Annotated in this window: 13 protein-coding genes; 9 read left to right on the forward strand and 4 right to left on the reverse strand. The window is 72.0% G+C overall.

Annotation, left to right across the window (positions count from 1 at the left end):
* The first annotated feature begins 174 nt into the window (after positions 1–174).
* The 3 genes from AB0G15_RS14900 to AB0G15_RS14910 all read left to right on the forward strand — a co-directional run bounded on the left by AB0G15_RS14900 (position 175) and on the right by AB0G15_RS14910 (position 5345).
* Positions 175–1524 carry a DUF1996 domain-containing protein gene (locus AB0G15_RS14900; RefSeq protein ID WP_362839224.1) on the forward strand — a complete coding sequence of 450 codons (1350 nt, stop codon included), beginning with the start codon at positions 175–177 and terminating at the stop codon, positions 1522–1524.
* Positions 1525–1771: 247 nt separating this feature from the next.
* Positions 1772–4288 (forward strand): glycoside hydrolase family 3 C-terminal domain-containing protein, encoded by a 2517-nt coding sequence (locus AB0G15_RS14905; protein ID WP_362839226.1) that lies wholly within the window; start codon positions 1772–1774, stop codon positions 4286–4288.
* Between the two features lie 7 nt (positions 4289–4295).
* Positions 4296–5345: a LacI family DNA-binding transcriptional regulator gene (locus AB0G15_RS14910; RefSeq protein WP_362839229.1), complete on the forward strand. Its 1050-nt coding sequence runs from the start codon at positions 4296–4298 to the stop codon at positions 5343–5345.
* Between the two features lie 10 nt (positions 5346–5355).
* On the opposite strand, the gene AB0G15_RS14915 is transcribed toward AB0G15_RS14910, so the two are convergent.
* The 3 genes from AB0G15_RS14915 to AB0G15_RS14925 form a co-directional block, all read right to left on the reverse strand.
* The gene (locus AB0G15_RS14915; RefSeq protein WP_362839232.1) at positions 5356–5751 is read right to left on the reverse strand and encodes an STAS domain-containing protein; all 396 of its coding nucleotides are present in this window, start codon (positions 5749–5751) and stop codon (positions 5356–5358) included.
* Between the two features lie 341 nt (positions 5752–6092).
* Positions 6093–6461 (reverse strand): STAS domain-containing protein, encoded by a 369-nt coding sequence (locus tag AB0G15_RS14920; RefSeq protein WP_362839234.1) that lies wholly within the window; start codon positions 6459–6461, stop codon positions 6093–6095.
* 57 nt (positions 6462–6518) lie between these two features.
* Complete coding sequence (locus AB0G15_RS14925) at positions 6519–7988, reverse strand: LCP family protein (protein WP_362839236.1); 1470 nt, start codon at positions 7986–7988, stop codon at positions 6519–6521.
* Positions 7989–8081: 93 nt separating this feature from the next.
* Here AB0G15_RS14925 and AB0G15_RS14930 point away from each other — a divergent pair, with 93 nt between their 5' ends.
* Positions 8082–9113, forward strand: coding sequence for an ExoA family glycosyltransferase (locus AB0G15_RS14930; RefSeq protein ID WP_362839321.1), 1032 nt, complete (start codon positions 8082–8084; stop codon positions 9111–9113).
* Positions 9114–9249: 136 nt separating this feature from the next.
* Here the strand turns inward: AB0G15_RS14930 and AB0G15_RS14935 are convergent, their stop codons facing one another.
* Positions 9250–10755, reverse strand: coding sequence for a bifunctional cytidylyltransferase/SDR family oxidoreductase (locus tag AB0G15_RS14935; protein WP_362839239.1), 1506 nt, complete (start codon positions 10753–10755; stop codon positions 9250–9252).
* A 155-nt stretch (positions 10756–10910) separates the two neighbouring features.
* Here AB0G15_RS14935 and AB0G15_RS14940 point away from each other — a divergent pair, with 155 nt between their 5' ends.
* The 5 genes from AB0G15_RS14940 to AB0G15_RS14960 all read left to right on the forward strand — a co-directional run bounded on the left by AB0G15_RS14940 (position 10911) and on the right by AB0G15_RS14960 (position 16170).
* Positions 10911–12668, forward strand: coding sequence for a CDP-alcohol phosphatidyltransferase family protein (locus AB0G15_RS14940; RefSeq protein ID WP_362839242.1), 1758 nt, complete (start codon positions 10911–10913; stop codon positions 12666–12668).
* A gap of 222 nt (positions 12669–12890) precedes the next feature.
* Positions 12891–13538 (forward strand): DUF5941 domain-containing protein, encoded by a 648-nt coding sequence (locus tag AB0G15_RS14945; protein WP_362839245.1) that lies wholly within the window; start codon positions 12891–12893, stop codon positions 13536–13538.
* A 106-nt stretch (positions 13539–13644) separates the two neighbouring features.
* Positions 13645–14379 carry a phosphocholine cytidylyltransferase family protein gene (locus tag AB0G15_RS14950; protein WP_362839247.1) on the forward strand — a complete coding sequence of 245 codons (735 nt, stop codon included), beginning with the start codon at positions 13645–13647 and terminating at the stop codon, positions 14377–14379.
* A gap of 5 nt (positions 14380–14384) precedes the next feature.
* A complete protein-coding gene (locus AB0G15_RS14955) occupies positions 14385–15425 on the forward strand; it encodes an iron-containing alcohol dehydrogenase family protein (protein WP_344743295.1) in 1041 nt (346 codons plus the stop codon).
* Positions 15403–16170: a CDP-alcohol phosphatidyltransferase family protein gene (locus AB0G15_RS14960; protein ID WP_362839250.1), complete on the forward strand. Its 768-nt coding sequence runs from the start codon at positions 15403–15405 to the stop codon at positions 16168–16170. The genes AB0G15_RS14955 and AB0G15_RS14960 overlap by 23 nt, the downstream gene beginning before the upstream one ends.
* Positions 16171–16205: the final 35 nt, after the last annotated feature.

The following is a 16205-nucleotide window of genomic DNA, read 5'->3' on the forward strand; positions in this document are numbered from 1 at the left end:
TTCGACGCGTCCGCGGCGACAAAGCGGGCGTGTCCCTGTGTCGGTGACGTGAACGGCGGGTTTCAGATCGGGTTGGCCGTCATCTTGACAATTCGCAACAAAGGGGATCAACCTCATAGGAGAGCGCTCTCCCTGCGCCGTTCCCAACGGCCACCCCCCACTGAAGGAGAGGCAATGCGCCCATCCCGAAGTCCAGTCAGGTTCCGCCTGGGACTGGTAGCCGCCACCCTCACCACGCTGGTCGCGGCCGGTCTGGCGATCATCTCCCCCGCAAGCGCGGCCGACGGCCTGATCTCCCAGAGCCGGCCCGCGACCGCCTCCTCCTCGGAAGGGGGCGGTTACGGCGCCGGGGCCGCCTTCGACGGCGACAACGGGACCCGGTGGTCCAGCGCCGCCGCCGACCCGCAGTGGCTCCAGGTCGACCTGGGCGCCACCGCGACGATCTCCCAGGTCGTCCTCAACTGGGAGGGCGCGTACGCCAGGTCGTTCAAGATCCAGACCTCGGCCGGCGGCTCCTCCTGGACCGACGTCCACTCCACCACCACAGGCACCGGCGGCACCCAGACCCTCAACGTCTCGGGCTCGGGCCGGTACGTGCGGATGTACGGCACCGCCCGGGGCACCGGCTACGGCTACTCGCTGTGGGAGTTCAAGGTGTACGGCACCGGCGGATCCCCGGTCACCCCGAGGCCGAAGCCGACGTTCACCGACGAGGTGACGCACCACGAGTTCCAGGCCAACTGCTCCCCGACGGCGAACCGGCCCGACGACCCGATCATCTACCCCGGCCTGCCCGGCGCCTCGCACATGCACACCTTCGTCGGCAACAGGACGACCAACGCGCACAGCACGCAGTCGTCGCTCCTCGGCGGCGGCACCTCGTGCACCAACCCGCACGACAGGTCGGCCTACTGGTTCCCGAGCTTCTACAAGGGCAACCAGCTGATCGAGCCGACCGGCAACCAGGTCATCTACTACAAGTCCGGCATCCTCAGCTACTGGGAGGTGCGGCCCTTCCCGCAGGGCCTGCGCTTCGTCGTCGGCAGCCCGACCGCGACGCTGGCGGAGTTCCGCGACTCCCCGGGTGCCGTCGAGGGCTTCGAGTGCGGCGACATCTCCAAGAGCTGGGACATCCCGACGTCCTGCGTGGCGGGCAGCCAGGTGAACGTCCGCTACCAGGCGCCGAGCTGCTGGGACGGCGTCAACCTCGACAGCGCCGACCACAAGAGCCACATGTCCTACCCCGTCGCCGGCTACTGCCCGCCCAGCCACCCGGTGGCGGTGCCGATGCTGGAGTTCAAGATCGCCTTCCCCGCCGGCGGTGACCTGTCGCAGGCGCGGCTGGCCAGCGGGCGCGGTTACACCTGGCACTACGACTTCTTCAACGCCTGGGACAACCCCGCCATCCTGGACGCCCTGGTGACCCACTGCATCAACGGTGGCCTCCAGTGCAACCCGCGCGGCTACGACCTGTACAAGCCGCACCGCGGCGCCGCCCTCACGGAGAACTTCGAGCTCCCCTGACCGCATGTGCCCGGCTCCGGCCCCGGGTGCCCCGGACTCCGGCACCCGCGGGCCGGGGCCGGGCACGTGCTTTTCCCGGCAAGGCCCTTGCCGGCAGGGGCTCTCCCGGCAAGGGCCTCCTCGACAGGGCCTTTTTCGACAGAGCCTCTCCCGACGCGGGCCCCGGCGTGTCCGTTGCCGGACATTGACACCGCGGGAGCGCCGTGACGTACTGGAGAGCGCTCTCCGACAGCGAAGGGAAACACACGTGGGCATCGACGAGCTCGACCGGCTGGTGGAGAAGCTGGACCTGGAACGCAAGGTGCGGCTGCTCACCGGGGCGACCGTGTGGTCCACCCACGCGGAGCCGGGCATCGGGCTGCGGGCCATGGTCACCTCCGACGGCCCGGTCGGCGTGCGCGGGGAGGGGTGGGACGAGCGGAGCACCTCCCTGACCCTGCCCTCCGCGACCGCGCTGGCCGCCACCTGGGACGACGACCTGGTGGAACTGCTGGGCGGGCTGCTCGCCGGCGAGGCGCGGCGCAAGGGCGTGGACGTCCTGCTCGCCCCGACGCTCAACCTGCACCGCTCGCCGCTCGGCGGGCGCCACTTCGAGTGCTACTCCGAGGACCCCCTGCTGACCGGCAGGATCGGTGCCGCCTGCGTCCGGGGCGTCCAGGCGGGCGGGGTGGCGGCCACCGCCAAGCACTACGTCGCCAACGACTCCGAGACCGAACGGCTCACCCTCGACGCCCGCGTCGACGAGCAGACCCTGCGCGAGCTGTACCTGGCGCCGTTCGAGGCCGCGGTGGAGGCGGGCGTCTGGGTCGTCATGTCCGCCTACAACGGGGTGAACGGGACCACGATGTCGGAGAGTCCTCTCCTGGCCGACCCGCTCAAGGGGGCGTGGGGGTTCGACGGGGTGGTCGTGTCGGACTGGGGCGGCGTCCGCTCCACCGGCCCCGCCGCCCGCGCCGCGCAGGACCTCGCGATGCCGGGGCCGGAGGGAACCTGGGGGGAGGCGCTGGTCGCCGCGGTGCGCGCGGGCGAGGTGCCGGAGGCCGCGATCGACGACAAGGTCCGGCGCCTGCTCCGGCTGGCCTCCCGGGTCGGCGCGCTGGACCTCGGCGCCGATGCCGCCGACCCCCCGCCCACCCTCCCCTGCGCCGCCGGGCGGGAGGACGGCGGCGAGCGGGGAGGGCACGGGGCCGCCCGCACGCTGCTGCGCAGGGCCGTCGCCGCGAGCACCGTCCTCCTGCGCAACGAGGGCTCGCTGCTCCCCCTGGACCCCGCGCGGCTGCGCAGGGTCGCCGTGATCGGGCCGAACGCCGCCGCCGCCCGGATCCAGGGAGGCGGCAGCGCGGGCGTGTACCCCGTGTCCGTCGTGTCTCCCCTCGACGGCATCCGCGAGGCGCTGTCCGGTACGGCGGAGGTGCTCCACCGCCCCGGCCCGCACCTCGACGACCGGCCGACCCCGCTGGGCACGGACAACGCCCGCGATCCCCTGACCGGTGAGCCCGGCGTCCTGGTCCGGCTGCTGGACGCCGCCGGAGCCGAGATCCACGCCGAGCACCGGCTGACCGGCCGCATCCTGGAGCCCGCGCGGATCGACGCCGCCGCCACCGTCGAGATCCACGCCCTGCTGCGTCCGGAGGTGGACGGACTGTGGGAGCTGGCCGTCGCCGGATGGGGGCACGTCCTGCTGGAGGCGGACGGCCACGTCCTGGTCGACGAGGAGGTGGAGCGGGACACCGACGACCCCGCCACCGTGCACCTGTCCCCGCCGTACCGGCGCGCCCGGTTCCCCGTGACGGCGGGCCGGGACGTGGAGCTCGTCTCCCGGCGGCGGCTCGACCCCGGCAGCGGGATCGCCTCGGTCCTGGCCGCGGACCCGCCCCGGCGCGCCGACGAGGTGGAGCTGGCCGCCGCGGTCGAGCTCGCCCGCACCTGCGACGCCGTCGTCGTGGTGGTCGGCTCCACGGAGGAGATCGAGAACGAGGGCGCCGACCGCACCCACCTGGAGCTGCCGGGACGACAGGACGAGCTGGTCCGGGCCGTGGCCGCGGCCAACCCGGCGACCGTCGTGGTCGTCAACTCCGGAGGTCCCATGATCCTGCCGTGGCGCGAGGAGGCGCCGGCCGTGCTCCTGAGCTGGTTCCCCGGGCAGGAGGCGGGGCACGGCCTCGCCGACGTCCTGTTCGGCCGGGCCGAACCCGGTGGGCGGCTGCCCACGACCTGGGCCGACAGGGCGCTCGTCTCCACCGTCCCGCAGAACGGGACGCTCGCCTACGCCGAGGGCCTCGACATCGGGTACCGCGCCTGGCTGCGGTGGCCCGAGCCGCCGGCGTACTGGTTCGGGCACGGCCTCGGATACACGTCCTGGTCCTACGAGGACGTCTCCGCGCCCTGGGACGTCTCCCCGGAGAGCCCACTGCCCGTCCGGGTACGGCTGCGCAACACCGGAGAGCGCGTCGGCCGCGAGGTCGTCCAGGTCTACCTGTCCCGTCCGGAGACGGGCGTGACCCGTCCCGCGCGCTGGCTGGCCGGCTACGCCCTCGCCGACGCGGGGCCGGGCGAGGTCGCCGAGGTCACGGTGGAGGTCCCGGCGCGGGCCTTCCGGCACTGGTCGGCCGAGCATCACGCCTGGCGGGCCGAGGAGGGCGTCTTCACGGTGCTGGCCGGACGCTCGGCCGCCGATCTGCCGCTGAGCGCGGCGGTGCTTCTCGGCACGGAGCCGCCGACCTCGGGAGAGCTCTCGGGAGAGCGCTCTCTCGCTGTGCTATAAAAGCCCTATGAGCGAAGGCCCACCGCGAGTGTCGGCACCCCCGACCTTGGAGGATGTGGCGCGGGCGGCAGGAGTCTCCCGTGCCACGGTCTCGCGCGTGATCAACGGGATCCGCAATGTCGATCTCACGATCCAGGAGAAGGTCAAGCAGGCGATCGCCCTCACCGGCTACGTTCCCAACCAGGCCGCGCGCTCCCTGGTCACCCGGCGTACGGGGACGATCGCCCTGATCGTCTCCGGGGCGGGCAGCAGCGAGGAGAGCCCGTTTCCCGGCCACGTCTTCGCCGATCCGTTCTTCGGGCGCGTGGCCGGGGGTGTCGTCGGTTTCCTGCGCCCGCTGGGCATCTATCCGATCCTGATGTTCGCCGACACCCCGGAGACCCGCGACCAGGTCGTCAGCTACCTGCGCCGGGGCAACGTCGACGGGGCCATCCTGGTCTCCATCAGCGCCGAGGACACGTTGCCCAAGCTGCTCGCCGACGCCTCGCTGCCCGCGGTGCTCTTCGCCAGACCGGCCAGGCCGATCCCGATCAGCTATGTCGACGTCGGGCACCGGGCCGGGGGCAAGCTGGCCGCCGACCATCTCGTCGCCCGGGGCTGCCGCAGGCTGGCGACCATCTCCGGCCCGCTCGACGTCCCGGCCAGCCAGGACCGCCTGGCGGGCTTCCAGGAGGCGATGGCCGTGCACGGCCATCCCTACATCCCCTGCGCCGAGGGAAACTTCACCCTCCACAGCGGCGAGGTGGCGATGGAACGGCTGCTCGCCGAGCATCCCGACATCGACGGCGTCTTCGCGGCCAACGACCTGATGGCCCAGGGCGCCCTGCTGGTGCTGCGCCAGCACGGGCGCAGCGTGCCCGGCGACGTGGCCATGGTGGGCTTCGACGACAGCAGCGCGGCGCTGGCCTGCCGGCCGCCGCTCACCACCGTCCGCCACCCCGTCGAGGACATGGCCGCCGAGATGGGACGGCTGCTGCTGACCCACATCGAGCATCCGGACCAGCCGGTGACCTCGCGGATCTTCGAGCCGACGCTGGTGATCAGGGAGTCCGCCTGAGCCGGGCCTCCTAGCGGTCGGCGAGGGGGCTGGTCGCCTGGACGTGCGAGGCGGCCTGTGAGCAGCCCGGTGGGGGGCTCATCGCCATCGTGCGGGAGATCACGGTGAAGGAGGCGTCGAGGTTGGTCAGTTTCAGGAGCTTCAGGACGACCGGTGGGGCTCCGGCCAGGAGCAGAGGCGTGTCGTGCTCGCGTGCGTACCGTTTGACGGCGATCAGCGCGCTCAGGCCGCAGGCGTCGATGAAGGTGACACCGGCCAGGTCGATGATGACCGTGCCGGGGCGGACGTCGATGACGTCCTGGGTGAAGGCCGACAGGTCCGGCCTGGTGGCGAGGTCGAGCTCACCGGCCACCGTGATGACCACGAAGCCGTCCGCGTGCTCGCTCGTGAGTTGAAGTGCGTTCATCGCCCACTTCCCTGCAGGCTCACGTGAATGTACGTATCCGGCCAGGGGGTGTCGCTCTGACGCCTGGCCTCAGATCGTCGTCTCCCCGGTCGCGTCGTGCGGGCGCGGAGGGGGTGGACTATCTGAAGCCACGATACTCCCTAACGGTGCGAATCATCGCTTTCCGTGATCGTATAGCTTCGAAGCGAAGTGTAGATGCCAACCTGCATATGTGCCAGCTATTCAAGGAAACAGCTTGGTGGCCTCGGCGGCACAGGGGTGTGGACGTGCGGGAAACCGTTTCCCGAATGACGGGAGAGAAGCGTGAGCCGGCTGGGAAAGCCGGCCTGACCTGGGAGAGGTCAGCCCGAGGAGTGGCTCGGGGCCATGGCGTCGAGCGCTTCGCGCAGGCTGTCCCGCGTCTCGAAGTGCCGGTCGAGATTGGTGATCGTCAACAGGTGGGTGATCATGCCGGGGCTCACCACCAGCATGAGGCGGCCGTGGGCCTCCTTGAGACGGGTGAGCGTGCCCACGAGGACCCCCAGCCCCACCGAGTCGCAGAACGGCACTCCGGTCAGGTCCATCACCAGGTTCGGGCTGCCCGCCTCGTGCAGGGCGCCGTCGATCTCCGCTCGCAACCGGGGAGCCACGGCCATGTCGAGCTCGCCCGTCGCCTGCACGACCACACAGGTGCCGCTGCGCCATGTCTGAACATCGAATGTTGAGATCACGATCATCACCTCCGTGCCTTCCTAGCTGCCCTGACAGAAGGTTGTTATGCACTTAGCTCACTTTTTGCAGATATTGTCCGTTGCCGTTCTGGCTGTCGGAGTCGCGGCGGGGGTGGCGCTCGGGGCGGGCGAGGCGGCCGTCTCCTTCACGGTGACCTTCTTCGCCGGGGCGTGTTTCCGGCCGACGACCACCTCGATCTCGTCGCCCAGGCTCTCCAGCGGGCGGAGTTCCGCCCCGGGCAGCGCGGCGGCGACCGTGCGCGCCGAATCCTCGCGCCCGGGGCCGTACCGGATGACGGTCTTGTCGAAGTCCTTCTGCGGGGTGTTGCCCGGGGTCTCGGGCACCAGGAAGCCGACTCTCTGCAGGTCGGCCCTGGTCTGCGCGCCCAGGCCGGTGATCGTGGTGCCGTTGAGCACCCTGAGGGCGATCCGCGAGGGCGCGACGGTCAGCGCGGGAGCCGAGGGGGAGGCCGCCGGGGTGGGCGTGGACTTGCCGGGTTTGACGGGCTTGACCAGCGTCTCGTCGGCGGCGATCCTGCGGAACAGCTCCTTGGCCGCCTCCTTGTCCCAGAGCACGGCGGACTCGCCGGTCGGCGTCTTGTAGTCGACGTCCGCGAGCGGGACCGTGGCGAAGGCGACGTCGTCGGTGGAGACGTCCTTGAGCTGGTCGGCCAGGCCGAGCAGGTCCCCGCGCAGCGCGTCGTCCACCCGGATGGTGTCGAGGGCGGTGTCGACGAACGAGGCGAGCCTGACCGGGTTGGTCAGCGTCTCCCCGCTGAGCGCCTGGTTCAGCAGCGCGGAGATCACCTGCTGCTGGCGGTCGATGCGGTCGAGGTCGGAGCGGGCGGTGGCGCGGGTGCGGGCGTAGGAGAGGGCCTTGACGCCGTCGAAGGAGTAGGTGCCCGGCTGCAGGTCGAGCGCGGTCTTCGGGTCGTTGATCGGGACCGGGGTGCAGACCGAGATGCCGCCGAGGGCGTCGACCACCTCGATGAAGCCCAGCACGTTGACCTCGACGTAGTGGTGCAGGGTCAGGCCCGTGGCGGTCTGCACCGTGCGCGTCGCGAGTTTCGGGCCGCCGAGCTGGTAGGCGGCGTTGATCTTGTGCATGCCCTTGCCGGGGACCGTCGTCCAGGTGTCGCGGGGAAGGCTGACCACGGTGACCTTGCTGTGGTCCTCCGACACGTGGATCACCATCATGGTGTCGGTGCGCTCGCCGGTCTCGCGGCCCAGCTTGAGCTGGTTCTGCTGCTTGCGGGTGAGGTCGTCGCGCTTGTCGACGCCGACCACCAGGATGTTCATGGCGCCGGTGCTCGACCGCGAGCCGGGGACCCCCGCGTCGACCGCCTCGATCTTCGTCGTGGCGTAATTGGTCAGCGCCCAGGTCACCCCGGAACTGCCCAGAACCAGGCACGAGAGCGCGCCGGCGATCACGAGGCCGCGCCGCCTGGTGCGGGCACCCCTCGCCGACCTGCGATCACGCCTCGGGTTCACCCGAACGCTGCCGTAGGCGTCGCCGCCTACGTGCACACCCGAATCCTCCTCCGGGTCGCGCATGCATGGCCCCCTAGGCTCCAGCTGGGTCGATGAGGTACCCGTTCGTACAGTAGCGTGAGCGACGCCATGAAGCAGTTCCCCGACTCGCCCGCGCCGGCGTCGTCTTCCGAGACACGTGTCTGGCCCCCCATCTCCATCGTCATCCCGGTGCTGAACGAGGAGCGCCATCTGCGGGAGGCGGTGCGTCAGGTGCTCTCGCAGCGGTACGCGGGACCGATCGAGGTCGTTCTCGCGATCGGCCCCTCTCGCGACCGTACCCAGGAGGTCGCCGACGAAATCGCCGCCGACGACCCTCGCGTGGTCGTCGTGCCCAATCCGACCGGCCGCACCCCCAACGCGCTCAACGCCGCCATCGCCGCCTCCGGCAACACGATCATCGCCAGGGTGGACGGCCACGCGATGCTCCCCGACGACTACCTCCAGGTCGCGGTGGAGACCCTTGAGGAGACCGGCGCCGACAACGTGGGCGGCGTCATGGCGGCCGAGGGCGTCACGCCGTTCGAGCAGGCGGTGGCCCGCGCGATGACGTCCAAGATCGGTGTCGGCGGCGCCCGGTTCCACACCGGCGGCACCGCCGGCCCGGCCGACACGGTCTACCTCGGCGTGTTCCGCCGCTCCGCGCTGGAGCGGGTCGGCGGTTACGACGAGCACTTCCAGCGGGCCCAGGACTGGGAGATGAACCACCGCATCCGCGAGACGGGCGGCCTGGTCTGGTTCCAGCCCCGGATGCGCGTCTCCTACCGGCCCAGGCCCGACCTCAAGGCGCTCGCCAAGCAGTACTTCCACTACGGCCGCTGGCGCAGGGTGGTCGCCCGCACCCACGAGGGCACGATCAACCTGCGCTACCTGGCGCCGCCCATGGCCGTGCTGGCCATCCTCGCGGGCCTGGTGGTCTCCCCGTTCTTCTGGCCGGGACTGCTGATCCCGGGCGGCTACCTGGCGGCGATCCTGGCCGGTTCCGCGGTCACCGGCAGCGGCCTGCCCGCCCCGGCGCTCGTCCGGCTGCCGCTGGTCTACGTCACCATGCACATGTCGTGGGGCTGGGGCTTCCTGACGAGCCCGAGAAGGCTCGGCAAGCCCGGCCGCGCGGGCGGCTGACCCCGCCGGGGCGCGTGCCGGGAGCGTGCGCCCGCGGGGACGGGGGCAAAGGGCCGCGCTGGCCCGGACGGGTGCCGGGGAGGCGCGCCGGTCCGGGACCGTGCCGGTCGGGGCGGGGGCCCGGGGCGGGTGCCGCTCAGGGGCGGGCGTCGACGACCTGGCCGGTGACGCCGGAGGCGAGCACGTCCAGCGAGGTGCGGGCGACGGCGTGCGGGGCGGGCGGGCCCGGCGGCGCCGTGGCTTCGGCCCGCCCGGGATCTACGCAGTTGACCCGTACCCCGTACCCGGCCCATTCCTCCGCGAGCGCCCGGGTCAGGCCGGCCACGGCGGCTCCCGCGAAGGAGCGCAGGCCGTCTCCCGCCGCGTCCCGGGCACGGGAGGGGGCGTGGAACAGCAGCTGTCCCCGCGTCTCGCGGAGATGGGGGAGGGCCGCCCTGGCGACGGTGACGGGGCCCAGGTGGTTCAGGCTCACGGTCTCGGCGATCGCGGTGTCGTCCACCGCGTCGATCCTGCCCGGGGACGCGCCCGCCGCGCTGACCACGTAGTCGATCCCGCCCGTCTCCTTGACGACCCGGGCGAGCGCGTCGGCCACCGCCCGGAAGTCGTCGACGCGGACCCCGTCCGGCGTACCGGGAAGGCTCGGCGCACCGGGAAGGTCCCGCGTACCGGGAAGGTCATGCGTCTCGGAGGGGTCCGGTGTTCCCGAGGGGGGCGGTGACCCCGGTGACCCCGGGGAGCACGCCGGCCGCGGGAGGCCAGGTGAGCCGAGGAGGGGGAACACGCGGGCGCCGTGCCGCCCGGCCAGTTCCGCCACCTCGGCGCCGGCGCCGCCGTCCGCGCCGAACACCACCACGGTCCTGCCCTCCAGCGCCTCGCGCAGGGCGGTGCCGGAACGGGCGGGGACGTCGCTCGCGGCGAGCCGGAGGAGCTTGTCGGCGATGAACAGGTCCACCGGGTGCGTGACCTTCATGTTCCGCTCGCTGCCCGGCACCACGTGGATCGGCACGTCGGGAAGGTAGCGCAGCACCACCCCGCAGTCGTCGGTGGGCGGCCGGTCGGCGAAGCCGGGGTCGGCGAAGGCGCGCTCGTACGCCTCGCGGATCACCGAGAGCCGGAAGCACTGCGGGGTCTGGACGCGGCGCAGGCCGGCCCGGTCGGGGACGTCGCTGACGATCTCCCCGTGCGGCCCCTGCGAGGTCACCACGATGGTGTCGGAACTCGGGATCGCCACCTCGACCGCCGAGAAGGTCCTCAGCGCCTCGACGCAGTCGGCGATGATCCTGGGCTCCGCCAGCGGGCGTACGGCGTCGTGCAGCAGCACGAGGCACTCCCGCGCGCCCAGGGCCCGCAGCGCCCGCCAGGTGGTCTCCGGGCGGCTCGCGCCGCCCTCCAGGATCCTGCCGACCTTCGTGAAGCCGTTGCGCTCGACGATCCGCTCCACCTCGCCGGTGAAGCCGGGCGCCATCAGGACCATGATCTCGTCGATCTCCGGTGATCCCTCGAACAGGGCGAGGGTGTGTTCGAGGATCGTCCTGCCGGCTATCTCCAGCAGCTGCTTGGGGGTGTCGTGGCCGACGCGCCGGCCGACGCCGCCTGCCAGGACCACACCGACGGTTCGGGGACGCGGTTCACGTTCGGCCACGATCAGATTCCTTTGACAGTTCGGATATGGCGAGCGTAATGGGTGCGTACCCGATCGTCCGGCGTGCTCCCGTGCTATCCCGTCAAGATCTAGCTACGCTGAGTGCGCACTCCCCGATTCGTACGGTGATCCCGTCGGATACGAAGGAGCCCGGATTGCCTGACCCTCACGCCATCGCCCCGTCCGACGCCTCACAGGCGGTCGCGGTCGTGCTCGCCACCACCGAGACGTCCGGCCTCAGGTGCTCCGGCGGGACCCTGCTCGACAGGCTGACCGGCCAGCTCGCCTCCCTTCCCGTACGGGACGTGCACGTGGTGGCCCGTTCCAGCGACATCATCCACGCGCCCGGCGGTACCCACATGATCGGGACCGAGGGGTCGAGGGGGCTCGCCGACGACCTGCGCAGGATCGCGAAGGTGGCCCGCTCGTCCATCGGCCCGGTGCTGGTGGTCGCCGGCGACCTGGTGGCGCACACCGAGGCGCTGGCCATGCTCGTGGAGCACCCGGCCCGCGACACCGGCGCGCTGGTGGGCGAGGCGGGCCGGGTGGACCAGGTGGGCGCGGCCCCGGGACCGGCGCGCCCCCCGGTCAGGACCGACGGCAGGTCCGTGGTGGCCGCGGGCACCTCCTTCCACGAGGCCGGCGAGACCAACGGCACCTTCAGGGGCGCCTTCCAGGTCGGCGTGTCCGACCTCGCGGGTTTCGCCGAGACCGCCGAGAGGCTCGCCGAGCTGGCCGAGACGGGCGCCTTCGGCCCGATGGACGGCGGCGAGGCCCCCGGCCTGCTCCTGGTCGGCCTGGTCCGCTCCGGCGTCCAGGTGCGCGCGGCCAGGCTCGGCCGCCTGCACGCCGACCGGATGGCCGGGCAGGCGGACGCCGACGCGGCCGTGTCCCGGCTGGCCGAGGTCGACGAGGGCGAGGCCCGGCTGGACGCCGCGGTCAAGACCGGCGACGGCTTCTTCGCCACGTACGGGGTGAGCTCCTGGTCCAGGCACCTCGTGAAGTCGGTCGCCGGGCTCGGCCTGACGCCGAACGCGGTCACCGGCATCTCCGTCGGCTTCGCCGCGCTCGCCGCGATCTGGTTCTCCGTGGGCACCCGGCCAGGTCTGATCGCCGGGGCGGTCCTGCTCTACCTGTCGTTCGTGCTCGACTGCGTCGACGGCCAGCTCGCCCGCTACACCCGGACCTTCTCGCCGCTCGGGGCGTGGCTGGACGCCACCTTCGACCGCGTCAAGGAGTACGCCGTCTACCTGGGCCTCGCCATCGGGTACGCGGCCGGGCTGGACGTCGCGGGCGGCGGCCCGGACGGCATCTGGGCGCTGGCGGTGTCCGCGATGATCCTGCAGATGCTCCGCCACACGATCGACTTCTCGTACTCGGGGGCGCGCGCCGACGCGAGCCGGGTGGGCGCGGCCTGGGCCGGGACGGCGGGTTCGCTGGCCGACCCGGCCGGTGACGCGAGGCGGTCGGTGGCGCCGTACCGGCCGGAGCGGCGGGCCGCGTTCGCGGGGGCCGACGCGGGACGGACACCGGGCGCGGGCGAGAGCGGGGAAGACGGGGCCGGCGCACCGGCCGCCGGTGCCGGAGGCGAGCGGGCGGGGCCCGGGGACGAGCGGACGGCGGGTCCCGGAGGCGGGCGGGCGGACTCTCTGGGCAGGGCGGCCGCAGGGGACGGCGCCGGGCCCGGGGCGGGCAACGCGGTCGTGCGGCTCTCGCGGGCCATGGAGAAGGCGTCGCTCACCCGCTGGTTCAAGAAGATCATCGTGTTGCCCATCGGGGAGCGGATGGCCCTGATCGCGGTGACCGCCGCCCTCTTCAACGCCCGGGTGACCTTCATCGCGCTGCTGGCCTGGGGCGGGATCGCCGCCCTCTACATCCTCTTCGGCCGGATGGGCAGGTCGCTCAGCCGATGACCCGGGACGACAGGATCCATGACCGGCACGAAGAACGGCCCGGAACGGCGGGACCCGTGACCGGCACGAAGAACGGCCCGGAACGGCGGGACCCGTGACCGGCACGAAGAACGGCCCGGAACGGCGGGACCCGTGACCGGCACGACGAATGACCCGGGGCGACGGGGTCCGCGACCGGCGGGACGGATCCTCCGCCCGACGAGTGGGAAAACAGGTGCGATCATGATTTCTGTGCATATGGCGCCGGTGCCGCGGAGCGTCGTGGTCGCCTACCGGGACGACGGGGTGCTGTCGAGGGGCATGGGAGCCCTGGTGGCCGGGCAGCTCCCGCCGCTGCCGCCCGCGATCGTCGGGATGTTCGTGACCGGGGTGCTGCTGCTGGTCGGGGTGGCCGGCACCGACGGGCCGGCGGTGTTCGCCCCCGCGGTGGCGCTGCTGCTGGCCGGTCTCGGAAGCTCCCACCCGCACGACGGCCGGCTCGACTGGCTGGTGCCGCCGATCCTGCGCCTCACCGAGTACGGCTTCGTGGCCTCGGTGGGCTTCGCGCACGGCGTGCCGCCGTGGCTGATCTTCATGTTGCTCGGCGCGATGGCCTTCCACCACTACGACGTCGTCTACCGGCTGAGGCAGCGGGTCTACCCGCCGTCCTGGCTGGCCACCTCCGGGCTCGGCTGGGACGGCCGGATGCTGCTGATCGCCCTCGGCGGGCTCGCCGGGCAGGTCACGCTGGTGTTCGCCCTGTTCGCGCTCTACCTGTGGTGCCTTTTCTCCTGGGAGAGCGTCACCTGCTGGCTGGCCGCCCCGCGGGTCGGGGTGGACACCGGGGTGAACACCGGGGTGGACGCGGCCGACCTCGGCGCACACGATTGAGAACGTCCGGCGAACCCCGGATTACACGATCAGGGTCCGAAGGCAACTAATCTTTGGGGCCTAGGAGTGCCCGCCGGGAGGCTCTCACCCGAATGAGGAGTGCACGTTGCTGGGAATGGTGCTGGCCGCCGGGGCCGGACGACGCCTGCGGCCGTACACGGACACGCTGCCCAAGGCGCTCGTGCCGGTCGACGGCGACACCACGATCATGGACATCTCGCTGCGCAACCTCGCGGCGGCCGATCTCCGTGACGTCGTGGTCATCGTCGGCTACCAGGCGCAGGCGGTACACGAGCGCAAGGCCGAGCTGGAACGGCGGCACGGCGTGAAGCTCACCCTCGTGCACAACGACAAGGCCGAGGAGTGGAACAACGCCTACTCCCTGTGGTGCGCGCGCGACTACTTCGACCAGGGCGTGCTCCTGGTCAACGGCGACACGGTGCACCCCGTCTCGGTGGAGGAGACGCTGCTCTCCGCGCCGGCGACCACCGACATCCTGCTCGCGGTCGACGACGTCAAGAAGCTCGCCGACGAGGAGATGAAGGTCACCCTGGACGGCGACCGCCACCTGCGGCTGATCACCAAGCTGATGGACCCGCCCGCCGCCGCCGGTGAGTACATCGGCGCCACGCTCATCCGGCCGGGCATCGGCGACCGCCTCGCCGACGCCCTCCAGGCCACCTTCGAGCGCGACCCGCAGCTCTACTACGAGGACGGCTACCAGGAGCTCGTCGCCCGCGGCGAGAAGATCGCCGTCGCTCCGATCGGCGACGTCCCGTGGGTCGAGGTAGACAACCACGACGACCTCGCCAAGGCGCGGGAGATCGCGTGCCGATACTAGCCAGGATGCTCCCGGCCCCCCTGTCCATGGAGGTGCGCCGGGGCGCTGTCGCCCAGTTGGGCTCGTTGCTGGCCGACAGCAGGGTGGCGACCTCGGGGCGGGTGGCGGTGGCCGTGGGCGCGGGCCAGGGAGACCGGATCGCCTCGGTGATCACTCCCTCGCTCGGCGAGGCCCAGGTCTTCCGGGTGCCCGACGGCTCGGTCGACGCGGCGATCTCGCTCGGTGCCGACCTGCGCAAGGGCGCGTACGAGGCGGTCGTGGGCATCGGCGGCGGCAAGACCATCGACGTGACCAAGTACGCCGCGTCGCTGGCCGGGATCCCGATGGTGGCGGTGGCCACCAACCTGTCGCACGACGGGATCTGCTCGCCGGTGGCCTCGCTCACGCACGACGGCGGCAAGGGCTCCTTCGGCGTGCCCATGCCGCTGGCCATCATGGTGGATCTCGATTTCGTACACGACGCGCCCGCCTCGCTGGTCCGGTCCGGGGTCGGCGACGTGGTCAGCAACCTCTCGGCGATCGAGGACTGGCAGCTCGGCGCGAGCGAGCGCGGGGAGCCGATCGATGGCCTGGCCTGCGCGATGTCCAGGACCTCGGCGGAGGCGGTGATCGGCAGATCCGACTCGATCGAGTCCGACGCGTTCCTCACCGTGCTGGCCGAGGCGCTCATCCTGTCGGGCATGTCGATGGTGGTCGCCGGGTCCTCGCGTCCTTCGAGTGGCGGAGACCATGAGATCCTGCATGCCGTGGATCAGCTCTTTCCCGGCACCTCCAACCACGGCGAGCTCGCCGGGATAGGTGCCGCATTCTGTTTCTTCCTCCGCGAGGACTCGCGGAGGCTCAACCAGGTCGTCGACTGCCTGCGCGGGCACGAGCTGCCGGTCACCCCCGTCGACGTGGGGCTGTCCCCGGCCCAGTTCACCGAGGCGGTCATGCTGGCCCCGGCCACGCGCCCCGGCCGCTACACGATCCTCGAGCACCTGCGCCTGTCGGAGCCGGAGATTCACGATCGGGTGGAGGATTATGTCCGGGCCGTCGGTCGCTGAGCTCCGTGCGGTGGCCCAGCCGCACTCGACCATGGACCGCAACAGCGGCGAGCACTGGGCCGGCGCGCTCTACATGCGCAAGCTGTCGATCTACGTCACCTGGTTCCTCGCCAAGACGCCGATCACCCCCAACCAGACCACCTGGCTGATGATCCTCACCGGCCTGCTGGCCGGGGCGGTGCTCGCGCTGCCGGGGCTCTGGGCGGCCGTCCTCGCGGCCCTGCTGGTCCAGCTCTACCTGCTGCTCGACTGCTCCGACGGCGAGCTGGCCCGCTGGACCGGCCGCACCTCCATCACCGGCGTCTACCTCGACCGGGTCGGCCACTACTTCGCCGAGGCGGCCATCCTCATCGGGCTGGGTTTCCGGGCGTCGGAGATCCTGCCCGACTGGTACACCGTGACCGGGTTCGCCGCCGCGCTCGGCGCCATCCTGATCAAGGCGGAGACCGACCTGGTCGACGTGGCCCGGGCCCGCTCCGGGCTGGTCGCGGCGACCGAGTCCTCGGCCGAGCACTTCCGGTCGCGCGGGCTGGGCATGGCGCGCAGGGCGGCCGCGGCGCTGAAATTCCACCGGATCGTGCAGGCGGTCGAGCTGTCCCTCCTCATCGTGGTCGCCGCGATCTGGGACGCGCTCAACGGAGGGCTGGCGGCGACGAGGATCCTCGTGGTGGCCTGCGTGGTCGTCGCCGTGCTGCAGACGATCCTGCATCTGATCAGCATCCTGGCGTCCAGGCGGCTTTCATGAGGAACCGGATGGCGTCCGGGCGCGTCGTAAGTGCG

The sequence above is a fragment of the Streptosporangium sp. NPDC023825 genome (assembly GCF_040639575.1).
Classification (GTDB): Bacteria; Actinomycetota; Actinomycetes; order Streptosporangiales; family Streptosporangiaceae; genus Streptosporangium.